Here is a 25,401-nt window from a genome sequence, read left to right as displayed (position 1 = left end):
TCAACGACTCACAGCAATCGCCTGGTTATTCATGATACGCGGAGTGAGAAATACCAGCAGCTCGGATTTTTTCTCCGAAACCACATCACGCCGGAAAAGGCGGCCAAGATACGGCACATCGCCAAGAAATGGCACCTTATCTACAACCTTGCTCTGAGTATTTGAGAAAACGCCCCCGATCACGATGGTCTCGCCGTCGTTCACCAGCACCTTGGCGTTGACCTCGTTTTTCTTGATCGGCGGTACATCCTGCACTTTGTTCAGGTAGTCCGGTTCGTCCTTGGTGACCTTGACCTCCATGATGATGCGGTTGTCCGGGGTGATCTGCGGCGTCACTTCCAGCGACAGCGACGCCTCCTTGAAGGACACCGACGTAGCGCCGCTGGAGCTGGCTTCCTGATACGGAATCTCGGTGCCCTTGAGGATCTTTGCGGTTTCCTTGTCGGAGGTGACCACTTTGGGCTGCGAGACGATTTCGCCGTTGCCGGTCTTCTCCATCGCGGTCAGCTCAAGGTCGAGCAAGACGTTGTCGGTGATGAAGGCGATGCCGATCCCGGATGTGTTGTTGACCGTGCCCATGTCGACGAACGGCGAGTTGGTGCTGGTGCTGCCCGGCGTGCCGATGGTGGTCGAGGAACCGTTGCTGACCCCGGACGTGTTCCAGTTGCCCTTGTTCTGGATCGAGCCGCCCCAGCGCACGCCCAGGCTCTTGTCGTAATCGACGTTGGCCTCGACGATCCGCGCCTCGATCATCACCTGACGCACCGGGATATCCAGCTGCGCCACGATCCGCCGCAGCTCGTCGAGGCGATCCTGGGTCTGGTAGGCAATGATGTTGTTGGTCCGTTCATCGACGGTGATCGAACCCCGTTCGTCGACCTTGGCCTCGGCACTGGTGACCGACTGGAACAGCTTGGCGATGTCCGCAGCCTTGGCGTAGTTCACTTGCAGCAGTTCGCGGCGCAGCGGCGCCAGTTCGGCGATCTGTTTCTGCGATTCCAGTTCCTGCCGTTCGCGGGCGGCGATTTCATCTGCCGGCGCCACCAGCAGCACATTGCCGACCTTGCGCTTGTCCAGGCCTTTGGTCTTGAGCACCAGATCCAGCGCCTGATCCCACGGCACGTTCTGCAGGCGCAAGGTAATGCCGCCCTGCACCGTATCGCTGGCCACCAGATTGAGGTTGGTGAAGTCGGCGATCAGTTGCAGCACCGAACGCACATCGATGTCCTGAAAGTTGAGAGAGAGCTTTTCGCCGTTATAGCTGTTGCGGTCGGCGTTGCGCTTTTGCAGGTCATCGACGGTCAACGGCCGGATGCTGACAGTCAGCTTGTTGTCGGTCTGGTAAGTGGAATAGTCGAAAGTACCGCTGGGTTCGACGGTGATCGTCGCCCGATCACCGCTGACACCGGCATTGACGAACTGCACCGGGGTGGCGAAATCCTTGACGTCGAGGCGCACCCGCAGCGGCTCGGGCAATTGGGTACGCGCGAAATTGAGGATGATCTTGCCGTCGTGTTCCTGAATGTCCGGGGCAATGGCCGGGTCGGACAGATCAATGACCACATTGCCTTCACCTGCCGTACCACGCTGGAAATCGACGCCGCGAATGGCCCTGGCGGTCGGCGCAAACGTGCGGACCGGCGCTGCCGCAGGTGCTGCGCGCGGCGCACGAGCCGCCGTACGCTGGGCAACGGCTTTGCTGCCTTGCCCGACCACCACGAACACCGTATTGCCTTCGACCCGGGTGTCGTACGGCGCCAGTTGCGTCAGGCTGATGATCAGCCGCGTCCGGTTATTGGCCTCGACCACCGTGGCCGTGCGGGCATTGCCACTGCCCAGATCGCGAGTCTTGCTCGCCAGTTGACTGGCAACACCCGGCAGATCGAGGGCAATCCGTGCCGGCGAGTCGGTGGTGTAGCCCTTGGGCTGCGGAGGCGGGCCGTCGAATGACAGCTTCAGCTCGACCCGGTCGCCCGGCAGTGCCGCGACGTCCAGCGCCTTCAGATTGGCTGCCTGTACCATCGGTGAAAGCAGCGCCATCCATAGCGAAAAACCGAGGGTGGAAAAAATCCTGTTCATTATTCGACTTCCACTTATGAGTGCTCTTTCAAAGGAATGGTGCGCGGCCGCTCAAGCCAGGCGCCCTGGCCATCCGGAACGATTTCCACCACCTCGACCTGTGAAGCGCTGATCGCAACGATCCGCCCGTCGTTGCGCCCCAGGTAATCGCCGACCTTTAGCCGATGAACCCCGCCCGCCCCCCGCAGCAAAGCGAAGGAACCGGAGGCGTTGGCAATCGTGCCGACCATTTCGAACTGCTCGATGTTGAAACCTTCGAGGTATTGCTTGACCCGGTTGGGATCAGGTTTCACGTCCCGCGAGCCGTGTTTCTGCCCGGCCAGATCGACCCGTAGCTGACGCGAAAACGGACTGCGCAGGTTGGCGGCGCTGTAGGTGAATGTCGGGTAGGAGCGGAAGGTCGGGGTCGGCTCGATCTTGCCCGGCGGACGCAGGCGCACTTCATTCATGTAGGCGTCGAGGTCACTGAAGTCATCGCCGCCACAGCCACCGAGCATCAATAACAATGCCGACAAGGCGATAAAACGGATCGGGCTCATTTCTGCAGCCCCTTGTCGTTATAGCGGTAGGTCTTGGCGAGGATGCTCATGCGCAGCTTCGGCCCACCTTCAGGATTGGCTGGCGCCAGCTCGAAATCGTGCAGGGTGACGATGCGGGGCAGCCCGGCCACGCCGCTGACGAAAGTCGCAAGGTCGTGATAGGCGCCGGTCACAGTGATCTGGATGGGCAGCTCGATGTAGAACTGCTGGGTAACCTCCGGCAGCAGTTTGATCTCTTCGAATTCAAGACCACTGCCCAGCCCGGTGCGGGTGATGTCTTCCAGCAACCCCGGCACTTCGGTGTCACTGGGCAATTGCCGCAACAGCACACCGAACGAGTTTTCCATCTCCTTCATCTGCTGGGTGTACAGCTCCAGATTGGCCGCCATGCGCGCCTTGCTCGCGAATTGCTCCTTGAGGGTGACCTCCTCCTCACGCTTGAGCTCGAGCTGGTTCTCCAGGTCACTGATGAAAAAGTTATAGCCAAGCGCCAGGACCAGCACCATCAACAGCCCGCCGGCCAGGGTTTTGACCACTGGCGGCCAGGAGCCGATGTTGCTGGTGTCCAGGTCGTTGAAATCGACATTGCGCAGGCTGTCCAGCCACTCGGACGGCTTCATTGGTCGTCCTCCTCGATCCGGGGTCGAGTCTGGCGAACGGTCAGCTGGAAGACGTTGGCCTGATCCACCTGGCCAGCGGTGGTGGCTTTCACTTCATTGAGGTTGGGCGCATCGAACCAGTCGGAGGCATCAAGGTTGCGCATCAGGTCGGACACCCGATTGTTCGACTCCGCCGCGCCGCTGATCGACAGGGTATTGCCGACCATTTTCACGTCGGTGAAATACACCCCGTCGGGCAAGGTGCGCGCCAGCTGATCGAAGATCCGCCCGCTGATCTGCCGGTTGCCCTGCAAGTCCTGGATGATGCGCATGCGCTCTACCAGTTGCTGACGATGGGCCTTGAGCTCGCTGATCTGCTTGATCCGTTCGTCGACCACGGCGATCTGCTTGCCGATGTAGTCATTGCGCGCGACCTGCCGCGCGATGGCGGCGCTGATGATCTGATCGGCAATGAGCACCGCCCCCACCGAACCGACCACCACGCCGGTCAAGGCCAGCAGGAAGCGTTTGCGCCGTTCTTCGCGGCGCTCCTCGCGCCAGGGTAAAAGGTTGATCCGCGCCATCAGTCGAAACTCCTGAGCGCGAGCCCGCAGGCAATCATCAGGGCCGGCGCATCGCTCGCCAGGGCCCCGGCGTTGACCTTGCTGCTCAAGGCCATGTCGGAAAACGGGTTGGCGACCTGGGTCGGGGTGTTCAGACGCTCTTCGATCAGCCGATCGAGCCCGGGCACCGACGCCGTGCCGCCGGCCAGCAGAATATGGTCGACGGCGTTGTACTGGCCGGAGGCGAAAAAGAACTGCAGGGAGCGCGACACCTGCTGCACCAGCGCCTCGCGAAACGGTTGCAGCACCTCGCTGACGTAGTCGTCCGGCAGACCGCCCTGTTTCTTGGCGAGCCCCGCCTGCTCAAGGGTCAGGCCATAACGGCGCTGAATTTCCTCGGTCAGCTGTCGACCGCCGAACAGCTGTTCGCGGGTATAGATGATCCGGCCGTTGTGCAGGACGCTGAGGGTGGTCATGGTGGCGCCGATGTCGACCACGGCCACCGTCAGCCGATCCTGTGACGCGGCCAGTTGCGTGGCCAGCAGGCCGAACGAGCGCTCCAGCGCATAAGCCTCGACATCCACCACCCGCGCCGTCAGCCCGGCCAGTGCAAGCGCCGCTTCGCGGACTTCGACGTTTTCCTTGCGACAGGCGGCCAGCAGCACGTTGACCCGCTCGGGGTTGCGCGGCGAAACGCCCTGGACTTCGAAGTCGATGGCGACCTCGTCCAGCGGATAGGGAATGTATTGATCGGCCTCGATCTTGAGCTGGTTTTCCAGTTCGTCGTCGGACAGCCCGGCGTCCATTTCGATGACCTTGGTGATCACCGCAGATCCAGCCACCGCCACCGCCACGGTTTTCAACCCGGTACGCGCCTTGACCAGCACCCGGGACAGGGCCTGGCCGACGCCCTCGAGCTCGGCGATGTTCTTTTCGACCACGGCGTTGGCCGGCAACGGCTCCACCGCGTACGCCTCGACCCGGTAGCGCTCCCCCTGACGGCTCAGCTCCAGTAGCTTCACCGACGTGGAGCTGATATCGATCCCCAGTAACGTATTGGCCTTTTTATTGAAGAGTCCTAGCACTACCAATTCCCTATGACTTTCCGTGAGTTACGGACTCTGTAATGCGCATTGCGTTCCCTCGCCCCGTCTTGACAGAAGCGCAAATGACGCCCCCAGCGGAAAAGTGCTTATAATGCCCAGCGTTTTTTTCCGCTTTTTACTGCCGGCGCGGGTCGTTCTGTGTGTTAGCCGGGACCCTGTCGCCCAATTCATTCTTTGCCGTGGATGTCCAAAAGCCTTGATTCGTCTGCTGAAATTTTTCGGTTGGTCCATCGTCGCCGTTTTCTGCGGACTGCTTTTAGGTCTCAGCGGCGCGTTTCTTTACCTTAGTCCGGGTTTGCCATCTGTGGAGGCGCTGAGAAGCATTCAGTTGCAGATTCCGCTCCGGGTCTACAGCAGCGACAACAAGTTGATCGCAGAATTTGGCGAAATGCGCCGCACACCGATCCGTTTCGCCGACATTCCCCCCAATTTCATCAATGCGTTACTAAGTGCTGAAGACGACAACTTCGCCAACCACTACGGCGTCGATCCAAGCAGCCTGATGCGCGCCGCGACCCAACTGGTCAAGAGCGGGCACATCCAGTCCGGCGGCAGCACCATCACCATGCAGGTGGCGAAGAACTTCTTCCTGACCAGCGAACGCAGCTTCTCGCGCAAGACCACGGAAATCTTGCTGGCCCTGCAGATCGAGCGGCAATTGACCAAGGACGAGATCCTTGAGCTGTACGTGAACAAGATCTATCTGGGCAACCGCGCCTACGGCATCGAGGCGGCGGCGCAGGTGTATTACGGCAAGTCGATCCGCGAGGTCAGCCTGGCGCAGATGGCGATGATCGCCGGCCTGCCGAAAGCCCCGTCGCGCTTCAACCCGCTGGCCAACCCGGCGCGCAGCAAGGAGCGTCGCGACTGGATCCTCGGGCGTATGTACAAGCTCGGCAAGATCACCGAAGCCGACTACACCGCCGCGATCAACGAGCCGCTGAACGCCAGCTATCACGTGCCGACCCCGGAAGTGAACGCGCCGTACATCGCCGAAATGGCCCGTGCCGAAATGGTCGGTCGCTACGGCAGCGACGCCTATACCGAAGGTTTCCGCGTTACCACCACGGTCCCGAGCAATCTCCAGGAAATGGCCAACACCGCGCTGCACGAAGGCCTGATGACCTACGACCAGCGTCACGGCTACCGTGGTCCTGAATCGCGCCTGCCGGGCAAGACCCGCGAAGCCTGGGCCACCGAACTGACCAAGCAACGCACCATCAGCAGCCTCGAACCGGCCATCGTCACCCAGGTCGACAAGAACGGCCTGCAAGTGCTGACCCGCACGGGCGAAGAGCACGTGGCGTGGGACACCATGAAATGGGCCCGTCCGTTCCTCAATACCAACAGCATGGGTGCCAACCCGCGTCAGCCGTCGGATGTGGCACAGATCGGCGACCTGATTCGCGTGCAGCGCCAGCCGAACAATTCGCTGAAATTCAGCCAGATTCCGCAGGCGCAAGGCGCGCTGGTGTCGCTGGACCCGCAGAACGGCGCGATCCGTTCGCTGGTCGGCGGTTTCGCCTTCGAGCAGAGCAACTACAACCGCGCGATGCAGGCCAAGCGTCAGCCGGGCTCGAGCTTCAAGCCGTTCGTCTACAGCGCCGCGCTGGATAACGGCTACACCGCCGCCAGCCTGGTCAACGACGCGCCGATCGTGTTCGTCGACGAGTACCTGGACAAGGTCTGGCGTCCGAAGAACGACACCAACACCTTCCTCGGCCCGATCCGTCTGCGTGAGGCGCTGTACAAGTCGCGCAACCTGGTGTCGATCCGCCTGCTGCAGGCGATGGGCGTAGGCAAGACCATCGACTACATCACCCGTTTCGGCTTCAACAAGCAGGACCTGCCGCCAAACCTGTCCCTGGCGCTGGGCACCGCGACCCTGACGCCGATGGAAATCGCCACCGGCTGGAGCACCTTCGCCAACGGCGGCTACAAGATCACCCCGTACATCATCGACAAGATCGAAAGCCGCAACGGCGATACGCTGTTCGTCGCCAACCCGCCGACCGTACCGCAGGGCGGCGCGGCCACCGATGGCATCGCGGCACCCGCTACCGAATCGTTTACCGTCAATGCCGCGCCGGTTCCGGGTGAAGCGCCGGGCAGCGCGGCTGTGCCGCAAGCTCCAGCAGTCGCCGAGCGTATCGTCGATGGCCGTACTACTTACATCCTCAACAGCATGCTGCAGGACGTGATCAAGCTCGGCACCGGCCGTCGCGCACTGGCCCTGGGCCGCAGCGACATCGCCGGCAAGACCGGTACCACCAACGAATCCAAGGACGCGTGGTTCTCCGGCTACAACGCCGACTACGTGACCACCGTGTGGACCGGTTTCGACCAGCCGGAAAGCCTCGGTCGCCGAGAGTTCGGCGGCACCGTGGCACTGCCGATCTGGATGAACTACATGGCCGCCGCGCTCAAGGACAAGCCGCCGCACGTCCAGCCGGAGCCGGAAGGCATCCTCAGCCTGCGGGTCGATCCGGTCAGCGGTCGTGCGGCATCGCCGAGCACACCAGGCGCGTACTTCGAGCTTTTCAAGGCTGAGGACACGCCACCGTCGGTCAATGAGATCGGCAACGGCACAGTTCCGGGCAGTCCGCTGCCGGCGGATGAACAGGCGCCGATCGATCTGTTCTGATCCTCAACTGCCAAAAAGCCCCACCTTCGTGAGAAGTGCGGGGCTTTTTGTTTTCTGTCGTACCGAGAATGGCGTTTCACATCAAAGGCCGCCCTCACCCTAGCCCTCTCCCAGGGGGAGAGGGGACTGACCGATGTGTCTGGCGCTGTACGTCGACCTGAATAACCGAGTCGATTATGGATTCACAGCAAGGCCTTCACGTCGGCGTAACTCATCAATATCCCCCATTCGGTCCCCTCTCCCCCTGGGAGAGGGTTAGGGTGAGGGCCGCCCTTCAAGCTGGAACGCATTTTCACGGACAAAAAAAACCCCGCTTAAAAAGCGGGGCTCTTCATGAAGCGCTACAACGGCTTAGCCGTTGAACACGTCATCCACGCTTTTCAGCGGGTAGTTCTTCGGATACGGCAGGGTCGCCACACCGGTCTCGATCGCGGCCTTGGCCACGGCGTCGGAGATCACGGTGATCAGGCGCTTGTCCATTGGCTTCGGAATGATGTACTCACGGCCGAATTCCAGGGAGATACCGCCGTAGGCGTCGCAGACTTCCTGAGGAACCGGCAGCTTGGCCAGTTCGCGCAGGGCGTTGGCGGCAGCGATCTTCATTTCTTCGTTGATGCGCTTGGCGCGAACGTCCAGGGCACCACGGAAGATGAACGGGAAGCCCAGTACGTTGTTGACCTGGTTCGGGTAGTCCGAACGGCCGGTGGCCATGATCACGTCGTTACGGGTGGCGTGAGCCAGTTCCGGGGAGATTTCCGGATCCGGGTTGGAGCATGCGAAGACGATCGGGTTGGCCGCCATGCGCTTGAGTTGCTCGGCGCTCAGCAGGTTCGGACCCGACAGGCCGACGAATACGTCAGCGCCTTCGATGGCGTCGTCCAGGGTGCGTTTCTCGGTAGGGTGAGCGAACACAGCCTTGTACTGGTTCAGGTCGTCACGGCCAGCGTGGATCACGCCAGTACGGTCAACCATGAAGATGTTCTCGACCTTGGCGCCCATGCTCACCAGCAATTTCATGCAGGAGATGGCGGCTGCGCCAGCGCCCAGGCAGACGATCTTGGCGTCGGCAAGGGTTTTGCCAGCGATTTCCAGGGCGTTGATCATGCCCGCAGCGGTCACGATCGCGGTGCCGTGCTGGTCATCGTGGAATACCGGAATGTCGCACTGCTCGATCAGAGCGCGCTCGATCTCAAAGCACTCAGGCGCCTTGATGTCTTCCAGGTTGATGCCACCGAAGGTGATGGAAATGCGTTTTACGGTGTCGATGAAGGCTTGCGGGCTTTCGGAGTCGACTTCGATGTCGAAGACGTCGATGCCGGCGAAGCGCTTGAACAGCACGCCTTTACCTTCCATCACTGGCTTGGAAGCCAGTGGGCCGAGGTTACCCAGGCCCAGAATCGCGGTGCCATCGGAAATGACTGCAACCAGGTTGCCCTTGCCGGTGTACTTGTAGGCCAGTTCAGGATCGCGGGCGATCTCGCGCACTGGTTCAGCTACGCCGGGGCTGTAGGCCAGCGACAGGTCGCGGGCGGTAGCAGTGGCCTTGGTGAGCTCGACACTCAGCTTTCCTGGACGAGGATTGGCATGATATTCGAGAGCGGCAGTTTTCAGATCAGACATTTTGGCATTCCGCTTTTTACTGTTGGACAGACTGGTCAGCGAGGATACGCGCCTCGCAAAGTCCCCACAAGACTGCCCGGTCACCCCTGTCAAGCGCCCTGCCCTACGACTTTGGGCCAAGAGCCACGGCGCACAAGGGTTAGACTGTTCACAATCGATAGAAAAAATGTCTACAACTTTTTTATTCAGCGGGACGGCTGGAGCATCGAAGGATCGGTCAGCGGCAGCAACCAGCGCGCCTGACCTGATTTCAGTCCACCGCGCCGGGAACGGTCGACCACCCAGCCACGAGCCTCGATCTGCTTGCCCTTCAATGCCTGCAGAGAGGCGCCATCGAAGCGATGCAGCAGATTGGGTGCAACGCGCAGTACAAGCTTGTCCTGCAACTCGATCCAGATTCCGCCGCGATTGCGTTGAACCTTGCTCACACGCCCGCTGACCAGCGCGAAACCCGAGCGCTCGATCTGCTCCGCTTTCAGTACAGGTGAGCGTTTCCACAGGCCAAGCCCGGCCTGTCGCGCGCGGCGTTCAGCGGCTTGCTGACAATCGACCAGATCTACATTTGGCGCTACCGAAACCTGGAAACCGAGGCCATCGGCGAGCATCTGCGCTTCGAGATTCTCACCCCTGGCGCTGAAAACATGGGCCAGTGTTCGCCCGTAACGGTCCCTGGACTCGACGCCGAGTCGCAGGCCTACCCGCCCGTCGCTCTCGGCGACCAGGGCTTCGAGGCGCTTGCGCGCGGCCACTGCAAACGGCTCGTCGCTGCGGCCCTGCTTGCCGAGTTCGGGCGTATTGAGGCCGATCATCCGCACATTGCGCCCGTCGATCAGGCGCAGGGTGTCGCCGTCGACCACCCGCTGAACCGTGGCGCTGTCCAGACCGGTCGGCGCCGGGCAGAAGGCCTGAACGGAGGAGAGCCAAATCGCGGACACAAAAAAGGCGCCCGCAAGGGACGCCTTTTTCATCAGACCGGAAAAGCCGCTGAGGTTTTCCAGAATGAAGGGCCTTAGGCCTTTTTCGCGCCGAAAGCACCGAAACGGTCGGCGAACTTCTGAACGCGACCACCGGTGTCCAGAGTCTTCTGCTTACCGGTGTAGAACGGGTGGCACTCGTTGCAAACGTCGATCGACAGGGCTTTGCCGAAGGTCGAACGGGTTTCGAACTTGTTGCCGCAGCTGCAAGTTACTGCAACTTCTGGGTAATTCGGGTGGATATCGGCTTTCATGGTGTTTTCCTCAGCTGGCGTGCCGCCATCCAACACGATTGTTGAATACCGCACGTAATTAGGCCGCGGATTCTACCAGACAATCCCGATCACGCAAGCTGTCACTGAGACCGACCGTCTGCTAGGCTCCCGGCCTTCTCCACCGCCCCGCCTATGAGAATCCTCCGCGTGCCCGACGCCATTCTGCGCCTCGCCCTGCCTTCGCCCCTGCGCCGCCTGTTCGACTATCGTGCCCCGGCCGGTGTGCTGCGTTCGCAGTTGCAACCGGGCATGCGCCTGCGGGTGCCTTTCGGCAGACGGGAGATGATCGGGATTCTGGTGGAAGTCACTGACACCAGCGAAGTGCCGGTGGAAAAGCTCAAACCGGCGCTGGCCCTGCTCGACGCCACCGCTCCGCTACCGCCGGCGCTGTTCAAGCTATGCCTGTGGACGGCTCAGTATTATCAGCACAGCCTCGGCGACACGCTGAGCTGGGCGCTGCCGGTGCTGTTGCGTCAGGGCGAACTGGCCGAGGTTCGGCAGGAACGCTTCTGGTCCGCCGCTCCCGGCGCCAGCCTCGATGACCCGCGCATCGCTCGCGCCCCGCGCCAGCGCGAAGCCCTGGCGACGCTGGCCCAGCATCCTCACGGCGTCGCCCATCAGTTGCTGAGCAAACTGATGCTGAGCAAGGACAGCCTCGATTTGCTGCTGGCCAAGGATCTGGTGCAAGTCGAAGTGCGCCGCCACGCCCCCGGCGCGCGCCATGAACACTGGCTGGCCCAGCCCGAACTGCCGCTCAACAGCGAGCAGCGCGCCGCGTACGAGGCGATCCGCGCCGGGTTCGACAGTTATCACGCGTTCCTGCTCGCCGGGGTCACCGGCAGCGGCAAGACCGAAGTCTATTTGCAGCTGATCCGCGAAACCCTCGAGGCCGGCAAGCAGGCGCTGGTGCTGATTCCGGAGATCAACCTCGGCCCGCAGACCCTCGCCCGTTTCGAACAACGCTTCAATGCACGCATCGCCCTGCTGCACTCGGCGGTCAACGACCGTGATCGTCTGGACGCCTGGCTCGCCGCCCGTGACGGCGAGGCCGACATTATTATCGGCACCCGCTCGGCGCTGTTCACCCCGATGAAAAATCCGGGGCTGATCATCATCGATGAAGAACACGACGGCTCCTATAAACAGCAGGAAGGCCTGCGCTATCACGCGCGGGATCTGGCGCTGGTGCGGGCGCGGCAGGAAAACATCCCGATCGTGCTCGGCTCCGCGACGCCATCCCTGGAAAGCCTGCACAACGCCTACACCGGCCGCTACGGACTCCTGCGCCTGAACGAACGGGCCGGCGGCGCCAAGCAGCCACGTTTCCTGCGCCTCGATGTGAAAAGTCGCCCACTGGACAGCGGCATTTCCGGGCCGATGCAGCAAGCCATCGGCCAGACCCTCGCCGCCGGCCAGCAGGTGCTGGTGTTCCTCAACCGCCGGGGGTTTGCCCCGACTCTGCTGTGCCACGATTGCGGCTGGATGTCCGAATGCCAGCGCTGCGATGCGCGGATGACCGTGCATCAGCGCTACGGCGAACTGCGCTGCCACCACTGCGGTTACGTCGAGCGCGTGCCGCGCCAGTGCCCGAAGTGCAACAAGGTCGATCTGCGGCCCGTGGGCGCCGGTACCGAGCGGGCCGAGGAACGGCTGGCGATTCTGTTCCCGGACTATCCGGTGTTGCGCGTCGACCGGGACAGCACGTCGCGCAAGGACGCGATGAACCAGTTGTTCGCCACGATCCAGAAAGGTCAGCCGTGCATTCTGGTCGGCACCCAGATGTTGGCCAAGGGTCACCATTTCCCTCGGGTGACGCTGGTGTCGATCCTCGATGCCGACGGCGGATTGTTTTCCGGTGACTTCCGCGCCAGCGAGCGCATGGCGCAGTTGATCGTGCAGGTTGCCGGCCGGGCCGGGCGGGCGGAAGAACCGGGCAAGGTGATCATCCAGACCCACCTCGCAGACCATCCTTTACTGGTGCAACTGACCGAGCAGGGTTACTTCGCCTTCGCCGAGCAGGCCCTGAGCGAACGCCGCGCCGCCGGCCTGCCGCCGTTCGCCCACCTCGCCCTGCTGCGCGCCGAAGCGCACAAGCCGGGGCAGGCCGAAGGCTTTCTTGATGAGGCGTGCAGCGAGGCCGAGCGTTTGCTGGTCGAACAGAACCTGACCGGCATTGAACTGTTGGGACCCGTGCCAGCGCCGATGGAACGCCGGGCCGGACGCTTCCGCGCGCAGCTGCTGTTGCAGGCCACGGCCCGGGCGCCGCTGCACCGATTGCTGGCGAGCTGGCTGCTGGTACTGGAGCAGATGCCAAGCGGCCGTGCGGTGCGCTGGTCGCTGGATGTCGATCCGGTGGATCTGTACTGACCGGGCAAAACCGGCCGAATTGTCACCACACATCCACATCCTGCCTGCTAAGGTTGGCAAGCCCGTCTTCGCAACGGATAATGCCCAGTTTTTCCACCCGCGCATCGATGCGCCGCCGCGCTTGCGGTCGAAAGAGAAGACCATGAAAGACACCATTCGCCAGCTGATCCAACAAGCCCTCACCCAACTCGTCAACGAAGGTGTGTTGCCTGAAGGCCTGACGCCGGCGATCCAGGTGGAAAACGCCCGGGACAAGACCCATGGCGACTTCGCCAGCAACATCGCGATGATGCTGGCCAAGCCTGCGGGCATGAAGCCCCGCGACCTGGCGGAGAAAATCATCGCCGCCCTGCCGGCTGACGAGAACGTCACCAAGGCCGAAATCGCCGGGCCCGGCTTCATCAACTTCTTCCAGAACACTCAAGCGCTGGCCTCGCGCCTCGACGCCGCACTGGCCGACGCTCACGTTGGCGTGCGCAAGGCCGGCCCGGCGCAACGCACCGTGGTCGACCTGTCGGCACCGAACCTCGCCAAAGAGATGCACGTCGGCCATCTGCGCTCGACCATCATCGGCGACGGCGTGGCGCGGGTACTCGAATTCCTCGGCGACACCGTGATCCGTCAGAACCACGTCGGCGACTGGGGCACTCAGTTCGGCATGCTGATGGCGTACCTGCAGGAAAACCCGATCACCAGCGACGAACTGTCGGACCTGGAAAACTTCTACCGCGCCGCCAAGCAACGCTTCGACGAATCTCCGGAATTCGCCGACCGCGCCCGTGGTCTGGTGGTCAAGTTGCAGGCTGGCGATGCCGAGTGCCTGGCGCTGTGGACCAAGTTCAAGGACATCTCGCTGTCGCACTGCCAGAAGATCTACGAACTGCTCAACGTCAAACTGACCATGGCCGACGTGATGGGCGAAAGCGCCTACAACGACGACCTGATCAACGTGGTCAACGACCTGAAAGCCGCCGGCATGCTGGTCGAAAGCAACGGCGCCCAGTGCGTGTTCCTCGACGAATTCAAGAACGCCGAAGGCGAGCCGCTGCCGGTGATCATCGTCAAGGCTGACGGCGGCTACCTGTACGCCACCACCGACCTGGCGGCCGTGCGCTACCGCAGCGGCAAGCTGAAGGCCGACCGTGCGCTGTACTTCGTCGACCAGCGTCAGGCCCTGCACTTCCAGCAAGTGTTCGCCGTGGCGCGCAAGGCCGGTTTCGTGACCCATCCGATGGAAATGGAGCACATGGGCTTCGGCACCATGAACGGCGCCGACGGCCGTCCGTTCAAGACCCGTGACGGCGGCACCGTGAAGCTGATCGACCTGCTGACCGAAGCGCAGGAACGTGCCTACAGCCTGGTGAAGGAAAAGAACCCGACACTGGCCGAAGACGAACTGCGCGCGATCGCCAAAGTGGTCGGCATCGGCGCGGTGAAGTACGCCGACCTGTCGAAGCACCGCACCAGCGACTACAGCTTCAACTTCGACCTGATGCTCAATTTCGAAGGCAACACTGCGCCATACCTGTTGTACGCCTACACCCGCGTGGCCGGCGTATTCCGCAAACTGGGCAAGGATTTCAGCGAAGTCGACGGCCAGATCGTCCTCGAGGCCGCGCACGAGCAGGAACTGGCAGCCAAACTGGCGCAGTTCGGTGAAGTGCTGAACAACGTTGCGGAAAAGGGCACGCCACACACCCTGTGCACTTACCTGTACGACGTGGCCGGTCTGTTCTCCAGCTTCTACGAGAACTGCCCGATCCTCGCCGCCGACACCCCGGCACAAATGCAAAGCCGTCTGCGCCTTGCCGCGCTGACCGGCCGTACCCTCAAGCAAGGCCTGGAACTGCTCGGCCTGGAAACCCTGGAGCGCATGTAAGTTGGCTGCCAAGAAAAAACCTGCACCCAAGCGTGGCGCCAGCCGTTACCAAGCTCCAGCGAAGCAGCCGATTCCGGGCTGGCTGTGGATGGCCATCGGCCTGACGGTCGGCGCGTTCATCGTGTTCCTGATGAAACTGGAGCCGGGCAAGGGCAGCGACACGGTCAAGCGCGAGAAGGTCGAGCAACAGCAACAACAGAAAGCCAGCAAGATCGCCGAGGCCAACAAGACCCCGCCGAGCCCGACGCAACCGGTGAAGCCGAAGTACGACTTCTACACCCTGCTGCCGGAATCGGAAGTGATCGTGCCGCCTGATGCCGTGCCGGAGAAAACCCTGCCGACGCCACAAGTGCCGGCAATCCCGACCACGCCGGTGACCCCGGCGGAAGCGGCGAAAATCGACACCGCACGCGCACAGGCTGCACTGGCCGGGATCACCCCGCCGCCAGCGCCACCGGTGACCAAGGCTGCACCGGTGACCAAGTTCTTCCTGCAGGCCGGCTCGTTCCGCAAAGAGACAGATGCCGACAAGGTCCGCGCGCAGATCATTCTGCTCGGCCAGGCGGTCGCGGTTGAGTCCGGGACGGTCAAGGATGAAACCTGGTACCGCGTACTGGTCGGCCCGTTCAGCAACCGCGAACAACTGACCACCGCCCAGAAACAACTGGCGGGCGCGGGCTTCAGCAACCTGTTGTTACAACAACGCCAGAGCCGCTGATCCTCCCCCACCGATCGTTCCCACGCTCCGCGTCCCTTGCCGCAGGGACGCGGAGCGTCCATTGAGGCATTACCACGCGGAGCGTGGGAACGATCATGTAGCTCTGCGTGGGAGCGATCACTTGCAAACCACCGCTCGTCCCCTCTCCCGCCCCGCAGTTGAAATCCTCTCCACCACCCCCATATGAATGGGCATAAGGCATTTTCGCCCCGCAGTGTGGAGACTCTTCCCTTGACCACCATCGTTTCAGTCCGCCGCCACGGCAAAGTCGTCATGGGCGGCGACGGCCAGGTTTCTCTCGGCAACACCGTGATGAAAGGCAACGCGAAGAAAGTTCGTCGCCTGTACCACGGCGAAGTCATCGCCGGTTTCGCCGGTGCCACCGCCGACGCCTTTACCCTGTTCGAACGTTTCGAAGGCCAGCTTGAAAAGCACCAGGGCCACCTGGTTCGCGCCGCCGTCGAACTCGCCAAAGAATGGCGCACCGACCGCTCCCTGAGCCGCCTCGAAGCGATGCTCGCGGTCGCCAACAAGGACGCATCCCTGATCATCACCGGCAACGGTGACGTGGTCGAACCCGAAGACGGCCTGATCGCCATGGGTTCCGGTGGCGCCTACGCGCAAGCCGCCGCCAGCGCGCTGCTGAAGAAGACCGACCTGTCGGCCCGCGAAATCGTCGAGACCGCTCTCGGCATCGCCGGCGACATCTGTGTATTCACCAACCACACCCAGACCATTGAGGAGCAGGATCTCGCTGAATAAGCCTGACGCGGCCCCTGTGCCACGGCTTGTTTCTGCTTGAGGACCGTCAATTATTATGTCCATGACTCCCCGCGAAATCGTCCACGAACTCAACCGCCACATCATCGGCCAGGACGATGCCAAGCGCGCCGTCGCGATTGCCCTGCGCAACCGCTGGCGCCGCATGCAGCTGCCTGAAGAGCTGCGCGTTGAAGTGACCCCGAAGAACATCCTGATGATCGGCCCGACCGGTGTCGGTAAAACCGAGATCGCCCGTCGTCTGGCCAAGCTGGCCAACGCACCGTTCATCAAGGTCGAAGCGACCAAGTTCACCGAAGTCGGCTATGTCGGCCGTGACGTCGAATCGATCATCCGTGATCTGGCCGACGCCGCGATCAAGATGCTGCGCGAGCAGGAAATGACCCGCGTTCGCCACCGTGCCGAAGACGCCGCCGAGGACCGTATTCTCGACGCCCTGCTGCCGCCGGCACGCATGGGCTTCAGCAACGAAGAAGCGCCGACCCAGGATTCCAACACTCGCCAACTGTTCCGCAAGCGCCTGCGCGAAGGTCAGCTGGACGACAAGGAAATCGAGATCGAAGTCGCCGAAATGGCCGGCATCGAAATCGCCACGCCTCCGGGCATGGAAGAAATGACCAACCAGTTGCAGAACCTGTTCGCCAACATGGGCAAGGGCAAGAAGAAGGCCCGCAAGCTCAAGGTCAAGGAAGCGCTGAAGCTAGTACGCGATGAAGAAGCCGGTCGTCTGGTCAACGAAGAAGAGTTGAAGGCCAAGGCCCTGGAAGCGGTCGAGCAGCACGGCATCGTGTTCATCGACGAGATCGACAAGGTCGCCAAGCGCGGCAATGTCGGCGGCGCCGATGTGTCCCGCGAGGGCGTGCAGCGTGACCTGCTGCCGCTGATCGAAGGCTGCACCGTCAACACCAAGCTGGGCATGGTCAAGACCGACCACATCCTGTTCATCGCCTCCGGTGCGTTCCACCTGAGCAAGCCGAGCGATCTGGTTCCGGAGCTGCAAGGCCGTCTGCCGATCCGCGTCGAACTCAAGGCCCTGAGCCCGCAGGACTTCGAACGCATCCTCAGCGAACCGCATGCCTCGCTCACCGAGCAATACTGCGCGCTGCTGAAAACCGAAGGCCTGAACATCCAGTTCCAGCCGGAAGGTATCAAGCGTCTGGCGGAAATCGCCTGGCAGGTCAACGAGAAGACCGAGAACATCGGTGCCCGTCGCCTGCACACACTGCTCGAGCGTCTGCTGGAAGAGGTATCGTTCAGCGCCGGCGATCTGGCCAGCGCCCACGACGACAAGGCGATCCAGATCGATGCCGAATACGTCAACAGCCACCTGGGCGAATTGGCGCAGAACGAAGACCTGTCCCGTTATATTCTGTAGAGCTGCCAGCTCCGAGCTACAAGCGGCAAGCTGAGTTAAGCTTGCCGCTTGTAGCTTGCAGCTAAAGGCTTTTTTCTATGCTTCCCACCGACATCAAACTGCACAAAGCCTCGAAAACCCTGTCGCTCAAATACGCGTCCGGCGAGGAATACACCCTGCCCGCCGAATTCCTGCGCGTGCATTCCCCCTCCGCCGAGGTTCAGGGCCACGGCAAACCGATCCTGCAATTCGGCAAGCTGAACGTCGGCCTGACCAAGGTAGAACCGGCCGGTCAGTACGCACTGAAACTGACCTTCGACGACGGTCACGACAGCGGTCTGTTCACCTGGGATTATCTGTACGAGCTGGGGCGACGTTATGACGCACTCTGGGCGGATTATCTGGCCGAGCTCAAAGCCGCCGGCAAAACCCGCGACCCGGACCAGTCCGTCGTCAAGCTGATGCTCTAGTCCGCGCCCTGGACTGTTTAGAGGGCATTTTCTAGATTCATCTGTTTGAATGCTCCGCTAAAGCGGCCCGGGATCGGCTGCTTGCGAAAAAAATCAATCTCGGGTAACCAATGGAACTGGCAAGTTCCCTGCAGTGCTCTACGACTGTAAAGCAGCTATGCAGAATCAACGGTCACCCGAGCAGTAGTACCTGGCATTGGCTGTGGAACTGCACAGCAGAAAACCGGGTACTCGTCTCAGGACAATGGAGCGTCGTAGATGAGTAACAAGAATAACGATGATTTGAAGTACCAGGCCTCGGAAAACACCCTGGGGCTGAATCCTGTCGTTGGGCTTCGCGGAAAGGATCTGCTGGCCTCTGCTCGAATGGTGCTGACCCAGGCCATCAAACAACCGATCCATAGTGTCAAACACGTCACCCAGTTCGGCCTCGAACTGAAGAACGTGCTGTTCGGCAAATCCGACCTGCAACCGGCGGGCGATGACCGTCGCTTCGTCGATCCGGCGTGGAGTCAGAACCCGCTGTACAAACGTTATCTGCAAACCTACCTGGCATGGCGCAAGGAACTCCATGCCTGGATCGACGACAGCAGCCTCTCGCCCAAGGACATCGCGCGTGGCCACTTCGTGATCAACCTGATGACCGAGGCCATGGCCCCGACCAACACGGCAGCCAATCCGGCAGCGGTCAAACGCTTCTTCGAGACCGGCGGCAAGAGCCTGCTCGACGGCCTCTCGCATCTGGCCAAGGATCTGGTGCACAACGGCGGCATGCCGAGCCAGGTCAACATGGGCGCGTTCGAGGTCGGCAAGAGCCTTGGCGTGACCGAAGGCGCGGTGGTGTTTCGCAACGATGTGCTGGAACTGATCCAGTACAAGCCGATCACCGAGCAGGTGCACGAGCGCCCGCTGCTGGTGGTGCCGCCGCAGATCAACAAGTTCTATGTATTCGACCTGAGCCCGGACAAGAGCCTGGCGCGTTTCTGCCTGCGCAACAATGTGCAGACCTTCATCGTCAGCTGGCGCAACCCGACCAAGGAACAGCGTGAGTGGGGCCTCTCGACCTACATCGAAGCCCTGAAGGAAGCGGTCGACGTGGTCACCGCGATCACCGGCAGCAAGGACGTCAACATGCTGGGCGCCTGCTCCGGCGGCATCACCTGCACCGCCCTGCTCGGCCACTACGCGGCAATCGGCGAGAACAAGGTCAACGCCCTGACCCTGCTGGTCAGCGTGCTCGATACAACGCTGGACAGCGACGTCGCGCTCTTCGTCGACGAGCAGACCCTGGAGACCGCCAAGCGCCATTCGTATCAGGCCGGCGTGCTCGAAGGCAAAGACATGGCCAAGGTCTTCGCCTGGATGCGCCCCAACGATCTGATCTGGAACTACTGGGTCAACAACTACCTGCTCGGCAACGAGCCGCCGGTGTTCGACATCCTGTTCTGGAACAACGATACGACTCGACTGCCGGCCGCGTTCCACGGCGACCTGATCGAGATGTTCAAAAACAACCCACTGATCCGCCCCAATGCACTGGAAGTGTGCGGCACGCCGATCGACCTCAAGCAGGTAACCGCCGACATCTTCTCGCTGGCCGGCACCAACGACCACATTACCCCGTGGAAGTCCTGCTACAAGTCGGCGCAGCTGTTTGGTGGCAAGGTCGAATTCGTGCTGTCGAGCAGCGGGCATATCCAGAGCATTCTGAACCCGCCGGGCAACCCGAAATCGCGCTACATGACCAGCGATGAAATGACCGCCAATGCCGATGACTGGCAGGAAAACTCGACCAAGCACGCCGATTCCTGGTGGCTGTACTGGCAGGCGTGGCAGGCCGCGCGTTCGGGCGAGCTGAAAAAGGCGCCGACCAAGCTGGGCAACAAGGCGTATCCGGCAGGCGAAGCTTCACCGGGCACTTACGTTCACGAGCGGTAACCGACACACCTCGCCCCACACTGTGGGAGCGAGCCTGCTCGCGATGGCGTCGACAGCCGGAACAATGTGCTGACTGATACACCGCTATCGCGAGCAGGCTCGCTCCCACAGGGGATTGAGGCTGACATTGAGATCGACCCACAGGGCCTTGAAGCATGCCGCACCCGTTCATCTTTCGAACCGTCGAGCTGGATGGCCAGACCATCCGTACGGCGGTCCGCCCCGGCAAGCCTCACTTGACGCCCTTGCTGATATTCAACGGCATCGGCGCCAACCTGGAGCTGGTGTTTCCTTTTGTCGCGGCGCTGGATCCGGATCTGGAAGTGATCGCCTTCGACGTGCCCGGTGTCGGCGGTTCCTCGACGCCGAGCCGACCGTATCGCTTCCCCGGGCTGGCGAAACTCACCGCACGAATGCTCGATTACCTCGACTACGGACAGGTCAACGTGATCGGCGTGTCCTGGGGTGGTGCGCTGGCGCAGCAGTTCGCCTACGACTATCCCGAGCGCTGCAAGAAGCTGGTGCTGGCGGCGACCGCTGCCGGTGCGGTGATGGTGCCGGGCAAGCCGAAAGTGCTGTGGATGATGGCCAGCCCGCGGCGCTATATCCAGCCGTCCCATGTGATCCGCATCGCCCCGATGATCTACGGCGGCTCGTTCCGCCGCGACCCGACACTCGCCGCCAGCCATGCGGCCAAGGTGCGTTCGGCGGGCAAGCTCGGTTACTACTGGCAACTGTTCGCGGGCCTGGGTTGGACCAGCATTCACTGGCTGCACAAGATCCACCAGCCGACGCTGGTGCTGGCCGGCGATGACGACCCGCTGATCCCGCTGATCAACATGCGCATGCTCGCCTGGCGAATCCCCAACGCGCAGCTGCACATCATCGACGACGGGCATCTGTTCCTGATTACCCGGGCCGAGGCGGTGGCGCCGATCATCATGAAATTCCTCCAGGAGGAACGTCAGCGTGCGGTGATGCATCCGCACCCGACACCGCTGGGCGGATAACCGTCCCGGCACGGATTTATGGACAGCGTTTTGCAACGCGTCTGGACAGGTGCGTGGCAGGAGGCCACGCAGGCAGCAACCCGCAACAGCGTCTATGGTGTTCTGGTTCGGTGTGTTTGTTTTTGGCCTGAAGACGAAGGAGTGTTGAGTCATGCGTGACAAACCAGCGACGGGCGTCGTGCCCAGCCCCGCCGTGTTCATCAATGCACAGAGTGCAATGACCGGTCTGCGCGGCCGGGACCTGATATCGACCTTGCGCAACGTTGCGGCCCACGGGCTGCGCAATCCGATCCACAGTGCAAAACACGCCTTGAAGCTGGGAGGCGCGCTCGGACGCGTGCTGCTCGGCGAAACCCTCCACCCGACCAATCCGCAGGACAGTCGCTTCGCCGATCCGGCGTGGAGCCTGAACCCGTTCTATCGGCGCAGCCTTCAGGCTTATCTGGCCTGGCAGAAACAGGTCAAGAGCTGGATCGACGAGAGCAGCATGAGCGACGACGACCGCGCCCGCGCACACTTCGCCTTCACCCTGCTCAACGACGCCGTGGCGCCTTCCAACACGCTGCTCAATCCGCTGGCGGTCAAGGAACTGTTCAACTCTGGCGGCCACAGTCTGGTGCGCGGTCTCAGCCATCTGATCGACGACCTGTTGCACAACGACGGCCTGCCGCGCCAGGTGACCAAACAGGCATTCGAAGTCGGCAAGACCGTCGCCACCACCACCGGCTCGGTGGTGTTTCGCAACGAAATGCTCGAGCTGATCCAGTACCGGCCGATGAGCGAAAAGCAGTATTCGAAACCGCTGCTGGTGGTGCCGCCGCAAATCAACAAGTACTACATTTTCGACCTCAGCCCGAGCAACAGCTTCGTCCAGTTCGCCCTGAAGAACGGCTTGCAGACCTTCATGATCAGCTGGCGCAACCCGGATGTGCGCCATCGCGAATGGGGCCTGTCGACCTACGTCGAAGCCGTGGAAGAAGCGATGAACATCTGCCGGGCGATCACCGGCGCCCGTGAGGTCAACCTGATGGGCGCCTGCGCCGGCGGGCTGACCATCGCGGCGCTGCAAGGGCATCTGCAGGCCAAGCGGCAGCTGCGGCGAGTCTCCAGCGCCACCTATCTGGTGAGCCTGCTCGACAGTGAGATGAACACCCCGGCCACCCTGTTCGCCGATGAGCAGACGCTCGAAGCGGCCAAGCGGCGTTCCTATCAGAAAGGAGTGCTGGACGGCCGCGACATGGCCAAGGTGTTCGCCTGGATGCGCCCCAACGATTTGATCTGGAGTTATTTCGTTAACAACTATCTGCTGGGCAAGGAGCCGCCGGCGTTCGACATTCTCTACTGGAACAACGACAGCACCCGCCTGCCCGCCGCGTTTCACGGCGACATTCTGGACTTCTTCAAGCACAACCCGTTGACCCATCCGGGGGGCCTGGAAGTGTGCGGCACGCCGATCGACCTGCAGAAGGTCACGGTCGACAGTTTCAGCGTGGCCGGCATGAACGACCACATCACGCCGTGGGACGCGGTGTATCGCTCGACGCTGTTGCTGGGCGGTGAGCGGCGCTTCGTGCTGTCCAACAGCGGCCACGTGCAGAGCATCCTCAACCCGCCGGGCAACCCGAAAGCCCATTACGTCGAGAACGGAAAGCTCAGCGGTGATCCGCGCGCCTGGTACTACGACGCCAAGAAAGTCGACGGCAGCTGGTGGCCGCAATGGCTGGAGTGGGTGCAGCAGCGCTCCGGCACCCTGCGCGAAACCCAGATGACCCTCGGCAACGCCAATTATCCACCGATGGAAGCGGCACCCGGCACCTATGTGCGTGTGCGCTGACTGACTCAAGCCCTTTTAAGAAGACTGGATGAAAACAAGCGAACGGATCCTCGAATGTGCCCTGCAGTTGTTCAATGAAAAGGGCGAGCCGAACGTCTCCACCATGGAGGTTGCCAATGAAATGGGGATCAGCCCCGGCAACCTCTACTACCACTTCCACGGCAAGGAACCGCTGATTCTCGGACTGTTCGAGCGCTTCCAGAACGACCTCGCCCCGCTGCTCGACCCGCCCGCCGATGTCGAACTGGCGCCGGAGGATTACTGGCTGTTCCTGCACCTGATCGTCGAACGGCTGGCGCAGTACCGTTTTCTGTTCCAGGACCTGTCGAACCTCGCCGGGCGCCTGCCGAAACTGGCCAAGGGCATTCGCCAGTTCCTCAACGTGCTCAAGCGCACGTTGGCGTCATTGCTGGCGCGGTTGAAGGCGTCGGGGCAGTTGGTCAGCGACACCCAGGCGCTGGGGCAACTGGTGGAGCAGATCACCATGACGCTGCTGTTCTCGCTGGACTATCAGCGGATTCTCGATCGCGAAGGGGAAGTGCGGCTGGTGGTGTACCAGATCATGATGCTGGTGGCGCCGCATCTGTTGCCGCCGGTGAAGGTGGCGACAGAGAGGATGGCTTTGCAGTATCTCGAAGATCACGAGTGAGTCAGGTAGATCGCTGCCCTCACCCTAGCCCTCTCCCGGAGGGAGAGGGAACCTACGGAGTTGTCTTACGCTAGACATCGACCTGAAAGACCTTATCGATTATGGATTCAATGCTTCACTTTCAGGCCGACGTAAGACTGAAGCATCCCCCAATCGGCCCCCTCTCCCTCCGGGAGAGGGCTGGGGTGAGGGGCTCTTGGATCAGACATAAAAAACGCCCGACCTTCACAGGCCGGGCGTTTTTTTGAGCCCTGAAAAATCAGGACTGACTGGTTGGCGTCGACGGCGTCGATGCAGCAGTCGGAGCAGGCGCCGGGGTTGGAGCCGAGGCGGAGTTCGACGTGCTTGCCAGTGCTTGCGGTGTGGTCACCGGTTTTGGTGCTGCAGCTTTCGGCGCAGCGGCTTTCGGCGCGGCCGGTTTTTTCACTGCCGGTTTTTTCGCCGCAGCCGGTTTGGCGGCAGGCTTGGCGGCAGCGGTTTTCGCTGCTGGCTTGGCCGCAGGTTTGGCGGCTGATTTTGCAGCCGGCTTGGCGGCGGCCTTGGCAGCAACCGGTTTGGCCGCGGCTTTCGCTGCAGGCTTGGCGGCAGCGGTTTTGGCTGCCGGTTTTGCGGCCGGTTTGGCGGCGGCTTTAGCCAGTGGCTTGGCAGCGGTTTTGGCCGCAGGCTTGGCTGCTGCGGTTTTCGCCGCGACAGGCTGAGCTTTCAGGCCGGTGAGTTTTTCGATCTGCTTGGTCAGGGTATCGACCTTCTTGTGCAGATCCTTCACCTCGTTGCGGCTCGGTACGCCCAGGCGCGAAATCGCACTGTTCAGGCGCTTGTCGAAAGCCCCTTCCAGTTGATCCCAGGTGCCCAGCGCGCGATCTTTCACGCCGCTGATGCGCGATTTTGCCGAGCTTGCAGAATCCTTGGCAGCATCGACTTTCTTGCCAACTGCAGCCTTGGTGAGCTTCTCGGCTTTCTCGCCGTCTTTGACCAATGTATCGAAGAGCTTGCTGCCGTCAGTGTCGATCTTCGAGTACACGCCTAAACCAGCCAGCCAGATCTTGCGGGAATAGTCTTCGACTTTTCCGATCCACGAGCTGCCTTCTTTATCGGTGTTCTTTTTACCAGCCATCCCGTTCTCCTTAAGATTTACGCGCGACGCGTTCGAGCAATGCCGTCAGCTCATCGAGCTTAGCAGAGAGTTCCTCAACGTCATGTTTAGACGGAATGCCGATACGATTCAAGGCACTGGCGACACGCGTGTCGAACGCCTTCTCGACCTTGTCGAGCTGAACTTCGACCCGGCCTTTGAAAGAGCTGACTTCGCTCTTGGCTTCATCGATCTCGGCGTTGGCCGCTTCGAGTTTTTCGGTGACGGCTTTTTTGCCTTTCTTTTCAACAGTTTGACCAGCCTTGATCAACTCCTGAAAGTACTCGCTGCCCTCCTGACCGACCTTGGTGTAGGCACCCAGGCCTGCCAGCCAGATCTTGCGGGCATAGGATTTGACGTCGCTCAGAGCGGAAGTCGAAGCGTCGATTTTTTTCTTCAAAATGACTTTGGCCATGGTGCACCTCACGCGCAGAAGGTTTGAGGAACTGCCCTGACGAGTGTCGGGCTCAGGCACAAAGTAGGGAGAAAAATTAGAAACGGCACCCTAACAACTGACATAAAAGGCAGGTGCTCAGGAAAAAAAACGGGGAGCCCGAAGCTCCCCGTTTTGTCCTGATCAGACCAGCGCTTTATCCAGCGCCTTTTCGATCTCGGCTTTGATCATGCCGCTCATGGCCGACATCATCAGGCCCAGTTCCACGTCGACCCGGATCGAGTCCTCGGCCACATGCACCGCGCCCTTCACGCCCGAACGCTTGAGGTTCAGGACATCGCCCGACCACTGCGGCTCCAGGCCATATTGATCGGAGAGTTTTTGCGCCAGTTTGTCGGCTTTCTCGCGGGCCGCTTCCTTGCCCAGGCTGTGGGCACGCTCAACACTGATATGGGCCATTGAATGACTCCTGCTTTT

At 61.6% G+C, this 25,401-nt stretch carries 22 protein-coding genes; 11 read left to right on the top strand and 11 right to left on the bottom strand.

From position 1 onward, the window contains the following. From L6D82_RS01035 to L6D82_RS01015, 5 genes are read right to left on the bottom strand one after another with little or no spacing between them, the layout of a single operon-like run. A complete protein-coding gene (locus L6D82_RS01035; protein WP_102686849.1) occupies nt 1-2,079 on the bottom strand; it encodes a type IV pilus secretin PilQ in 2,079 nt (692 codons plus the stop codon). 14 nt (nt 2,080-2,093) lie between these two features. Next, nucleotides 2,094-2,618 carry a pilus assembly protein PilP gene (locus tag L6D82_RS01030; RefSeq protein ID WP_007952383.1) on the bottom strand — a complete coding sequence of 175 codons (525 nt, stop codon included), beginning with the start codon at nt 2,616-2,618 and terminating at the stop codon, nt 2,094-2,096. Beyond that, complete coding sequence (pilO, locus tag L6D82_RS01025; protein WP_085746418.1) at nt 2,615-3,238, bottom strand: type 4a pilus biogenesis protein PilO; 624 nt, start codon at nt 3,236-3,238, stop codon at nt 2,615-2,617. The genes L6D82_RS01030 and pilO overlap by 4 nt, the downstream gene beginning before the upstream one ends. Next, nucleotides 3,235-3,801, bottom strand: a complete 567-nt coding sequence (locus L6D82_RS01020; protein ID WP_085746417.1) for a PilN domain-containing protein — start codon at nt 3,799-3,801, stop codon at nt 3,235-3,237. The genes pilO and L6D82_RS01020 overlap by 4 nt, the downstream gene beginning before the upstream one ends. Next, a complete protein-coding gene (locus tag L6D82_RS01015; protein WP_085746416.1) occupies nt 3,801-4,865 on the bottom strand; it encodes a pilus assembly protein PilM in 1,065 nt (354 codons plus the stop codon). Before L6D82_RS01015 ends, L6D82_RS01020 begins: the two co-directional genes overlap by 1 nt. Before the next feature lie 220 nt (nt 4,866-5,085). Here L6D82_RS01015 and L6D82_RS01010 point away from each other — a divergent pair, with 220 nt between their 5' ends. Beyond that, on the top strand, nt 5,086-7,530 hold the full coding sequence (locus tag L6D82_RS01010) for a penicillin-binding protein 1A (RefSeq protein WP_371857333.1): 2,445 nt from the start codon (nt 5,086-5,088) through the stop codon (nt 7,528-7,530). 351 nt (nt 7,531-7,881) lie between these two features. Here the strand turns inward: L6D82_RS01010 and L6D82_RS01005 are convergent, their stop codons facing one another. The 3 genes from L6D82_RS01005 to rpmE all read right to left on the bottom strand — a co-directional run bounded on the left by L6D82_RS01005 (nt 7,882) and on the right by rpmE (nt 10,378). Beyond that, nucleotides 7,882-9,150 (bottom strand): malic enzyme-like NAD(P)-binding protein, encoded by a 1,269-nt coding sequence (locus L6D82_RS01005; RefSeq protein ID WP_007952395.1) that lies wholly within the window; start codon nt 9,148-9,150, stop codon nt 7,882-7,884. A gap of 185 nt (nt 9,151-9,335) precedes the next feature. Continuing rightward, nucleotides 9,336-10,118, bottom strand: coding sequence for a thermonuclease family protein (locus L6D82_RS01000; protein WP_085746413.1), 783 nt, complete (start codon nt 10,116-10,118; stop codon nt 9,336-9,338). A gap of 41 nt (nt 10,119-10,159) precedes the next feature. Next, nucleotides 10,160-10,378, bottom strand: a complete 219-nt coding sequence (gene rpmE, locus L6D82_RS00995) for a 50S ribosomal protein L31 (protein WP_064592895.1) — start codon at nt 10,376-10,378, stop codon at nt 10,160-10,162. Nucleotides 10,379-10,546: 168 nt separating this feature from the next. On the opposite strand from rpmE, the gene L6D82_RS00990 reads away from it, so the two are divergent. The 10 genes from L6D82_RS00990 (at nt 10,547) to L6D82_RS00945 (ending at nt 23,398) form a co-directional block, all read left to right on the top strand. Then, nucleotides 10,547-12,766, top strand: coding sequence for a primosomal protein N' (locus tag L6D82_RS00990; protein WP_085746412.1), 2,220 nt, complete (start codon nt 10,547-10,549; stop codon nt 12,764-12,766). Nucleotides 12,767-12,908: 142 nt separating this feature from the next. Next, nucleotides 12,909-14,645 carry an arginine--tRNA ligase gene (argS, locus tag L6D82_RS00985; RefSeq protein ID WP_102718298.1) on the top strand — a complete coding sequence of 579 codons (1,737 nt, stop codon included), beginning with the start codon at nt 12,909-12,911 and terminating at the stop codon, nt 14,643-14,645. A 1-nt stretch (nt 14,646) separates the two neighbouring features. Continuing rightward, on the top strand, nt 14,647-15,363 hold the full coding sequence (locus tag L6D82_RS00980) for an SPOR domain-containing protein (protein ID WP_039772438.1): 717 nt from the start codon (nt 14,647-14,649) through the stop codon (nt 15,361-15,363). A 231-nt stretch (nt 15,364-15,594) separates the two neighbouring features. After that, nucleotides 15,595-16,125, top strand: coding sequence for an ATP-dependent protease subunit HslV (hslV, locus tag L6D82_RS00975; protein ID WP_003196958.1), 531 nt, complete (start codon nt 15,595-15,597; stop codon nt 16,123-16,125). 55 nt (nt 16,126-16,180) lie between these two features. After that, nucleotides 16,181-17,518, top strand: a complete 1,338-nt coding sequence (hslU, locus tag L6D82_RS00970; RefSeq protein WP_007952406.1) for an ATP-dependent protease ATPase subunit HslU — start codon at nt 16,181-16,183, stop codon at nt 17,516-17,518. A 77-nt stretch (nt 17,519-17,595) separates the two neighbouring features. After that, a complete protein-coding gene (locus L6D82_RS00965) occupies nt 17,596-17,967 on the top strand; it encodes a gamma-butyrobetaine hydroxylase family protein (protein ID WP_102718297.1) in 372 nt (123 codons plus the stop codon). A 258-nt stretch (nt 17,968-18,225) separates the two neighbouring features. Continuing rightward, the gene (phaC, locus tag L6D82_RS00960; RefSeq protein ID WP_039772445.1) at nt 18,226-19,905 is read left to right on the top strand and encodes a class II poly(R)-hydroxyalkanoic acid synthase; all 1,680 of its coding nucleotides are present in this window, start codon (nt 18,226-18,228) and stop codon (nt 19,903-19,905) included. A gap of 155 nt (nt 19,906-20,060) precedes the next feature. Beyond that, nucleotides 20,061-20,915 (top strand): poly(3-hydroxyalkanoate) depolymerase, encoded by an 855-nt coding sequence (phaZ, locus tag L6D82_RS00955; RefSeq protein WP_007952412.1) that lies wholly within the window; start codon nt 20,061-20,063, stop codon nt 20,913-20,915. A gap of 151 nt (nt 20,916-21,066) precedes the next feature. Further along, nucleotides 21,067-22,749, top strand: coding sequence for a class II poly(R)-hydroxyalkanoic acid synthase (gene phaC / locus L6D82_RS00950; protein ID WP_085746408.1), 1,683 nt, complete (start codon nt 21,067-21,069; stop codon nt 22,747-22,749). A 28-nt stretch (nt 22,750-22,777) separates the two neighbouring features. Further along, nucleotides 22,778-23,398, top strand: a complete 621-nt coding sequence (locus L6D82_RS00945; RefSeq protein ID WP_007952414.1) for a TetR/AcrR family transcriptional regulator — start codon at nt 22,778-22,780, stop codon at nt 23,396-23,398. A 259-nt stretch (nt 23,399-23,657) separates the two neighbouring features. Here the strand turns inward: L6D82_RS00945 and L6D82_RS00940 are convergent, their stop codons facing one another. From L6D82_RS00940 to L6D82_RS00930, 3 genes are all read right to left on the bottom strand, one after another. Next, complete coding sequence (locus L6D82_RS00940; RefSeq protein WP_085746407.1) at nt 23,658-24,512, bottom strand: phasin family protein; 855 nt, start codon at nt 24,510-24,512, stop codon at nt 23,658-23,660. Between the two features lie 10 nt (nt 24,513-24,522). Then, nucleotides 24,523-24,945 carry a phasin family protein gene (locus tag L6D82_RS00935; protein ID WP_236187883.1) on the bottom strand — a complete coding sequence of 141 codons (423 nt, stop codon included), beginning with the start codon at nt 24,943-24,945 and terminating at the stop codon, nt 24,523-24,525. A 162-nt stretch (nt 24,946-25,107) separates the two neighbouring features. Continuing rightward, complete coding sequence (locus tag L6D82_RS00930) at nt 25,108-25,383, bottom strand: polyhydroxyalkanoic acid system family protein (RefSeq protein WP_007952417.1); 276 nt, start codon at nt 25,381-25,383, stop codon at nt 25,108-25,110. Between the last annotated feature and the right edge of the window lie 18 nt (nt 25,384-25,401).

It is taken from the genome of Pseudomonas paraglycinae (genome assembly GCF_021601625.1).
GTDB classification, from domain to species: Bacteria; Pseudomonadota; Gammaproteobacteria; order Pseudomonadales; family Pseudomonadaceae; genus Aquipseudomonas; species Aquipseudomonas paraglycinae.
The sequence above is the reverse complement of the archived record's forward strand: the minus strand, read 5'-3'. Positions and strand labels throughout refer to the sequence as shown.

Coding starts and splice junctions, on each gene's coding strand:
- L6D82_RS01035 (WP_102686849.1), bottom strand. CDS start 2,079: ATGAACAGGATTTTTTCCACCCTCGGTTTTTCGCTATGGATGGCGCTG.
- L6D82_RS01030 (WP_007952383.1), bottom strand. CDS start 2,618: ATGAGCCCGATCCGTTTTATCGCCTTGTCGGCATTGTTATTGATGCTC.
- pilO (WP_085746418.1), bottom strand. CDS start 3,238: ATGAAGCCGTCCGAGTGGCTGGACAGCCTGCGCAATGTCGATTTCAAC.
- L6D82_RS01020 (WP_085746417.1), bottom strand. CDS start 3,801: ATGGCGCGGATCAACCTTTTACCCTGGCGCGAGGAGCGCCGCGAAGAA.
- L6D82_RS01005 (WP_007952395.1), bottom strand. CDS start 9,150: ATGTCTGATCTGAAAACTGCCGCTCTCGAATATCATGCCAATCCTCGT.
- L6D82_RS01000 (WP_085746413.1), bottom strand. CDS start 10,118: ATGAAAAAGGCGTCCCTTGCGGGCGCCTTTTTTGTGTCCGCGATTTGG.
- rpmE (WP_064592895.1), bottom strand. CDS start 10,378: ATGAAAGCCGATATCCACCCGAATTACCCAGAAGTTGCAGTAACTTGC.
- argS (WP_102718298.1), top strand. CDS start 12,909: ATGAAAGACACCATTCGCCAGCTGATCCAACAAGCCCTCACCCAACTC.
- hslU (WP_007952406.1), top strand. CDS start 16,181: ATGTCCATGACTCCCCGCGAAATCGTCCACGAACTCAACCGCCACATC.
- L6D82_RS00965 (WP_102718297.1), top strand. CDS start 17,596: ATGCTTCCCACCGACATCAAACTGCACAAAGCCTCGAAAACCCTGTCG.
- phaC (WP_039772445.1), top strand. CDS start 18,226: ATGAGTAACAAGAATAACGATGATTTGAAGTACCAGGCCTCGGAAAAC.
- phaZ (WP_007952412.1), top strand. CDS start 20,061: ATGCCGCACCCGTTCATCTTTCGAACCGTCGAGCTGGATGGCCAGACC.
- phaC (WP_085746408.1), top strand. CDS start 21,067: ATGCGTGACAAACCAGCGACGGGCGTCGTGCCCAGCCCCGCCGTGTTC.
- L6D82_RS00945 (WP_007952414.1), top strand. CDS start 22,778: ATGAAAACAAGCGAACGGATCCTCGAATGTGCCCTGCAGTTGTTCAAT.
- L6D82_RS00940 (WP_085746407.1), bottom strand. CDS start 24,512: ATGGCTGGTAAAAAGAACACCGATAAAGAAGGCAGCTCGTGGATCGGA.
- L6D82_RS00935 (WP_236187883.1), bottom strand. CDS start 24,945: ATGGCCAAAGTCATTTTGAAGAAAAAAATCGACGCTTCGACTTCCGCT.
- L6D82_RS00930 (WP_007952417.1), bottom strand. CDS start 25,383: ATGGCCCATATCAGTGTTGAGCGTGCCCACAGCCTGGGCAAGGAAGCG.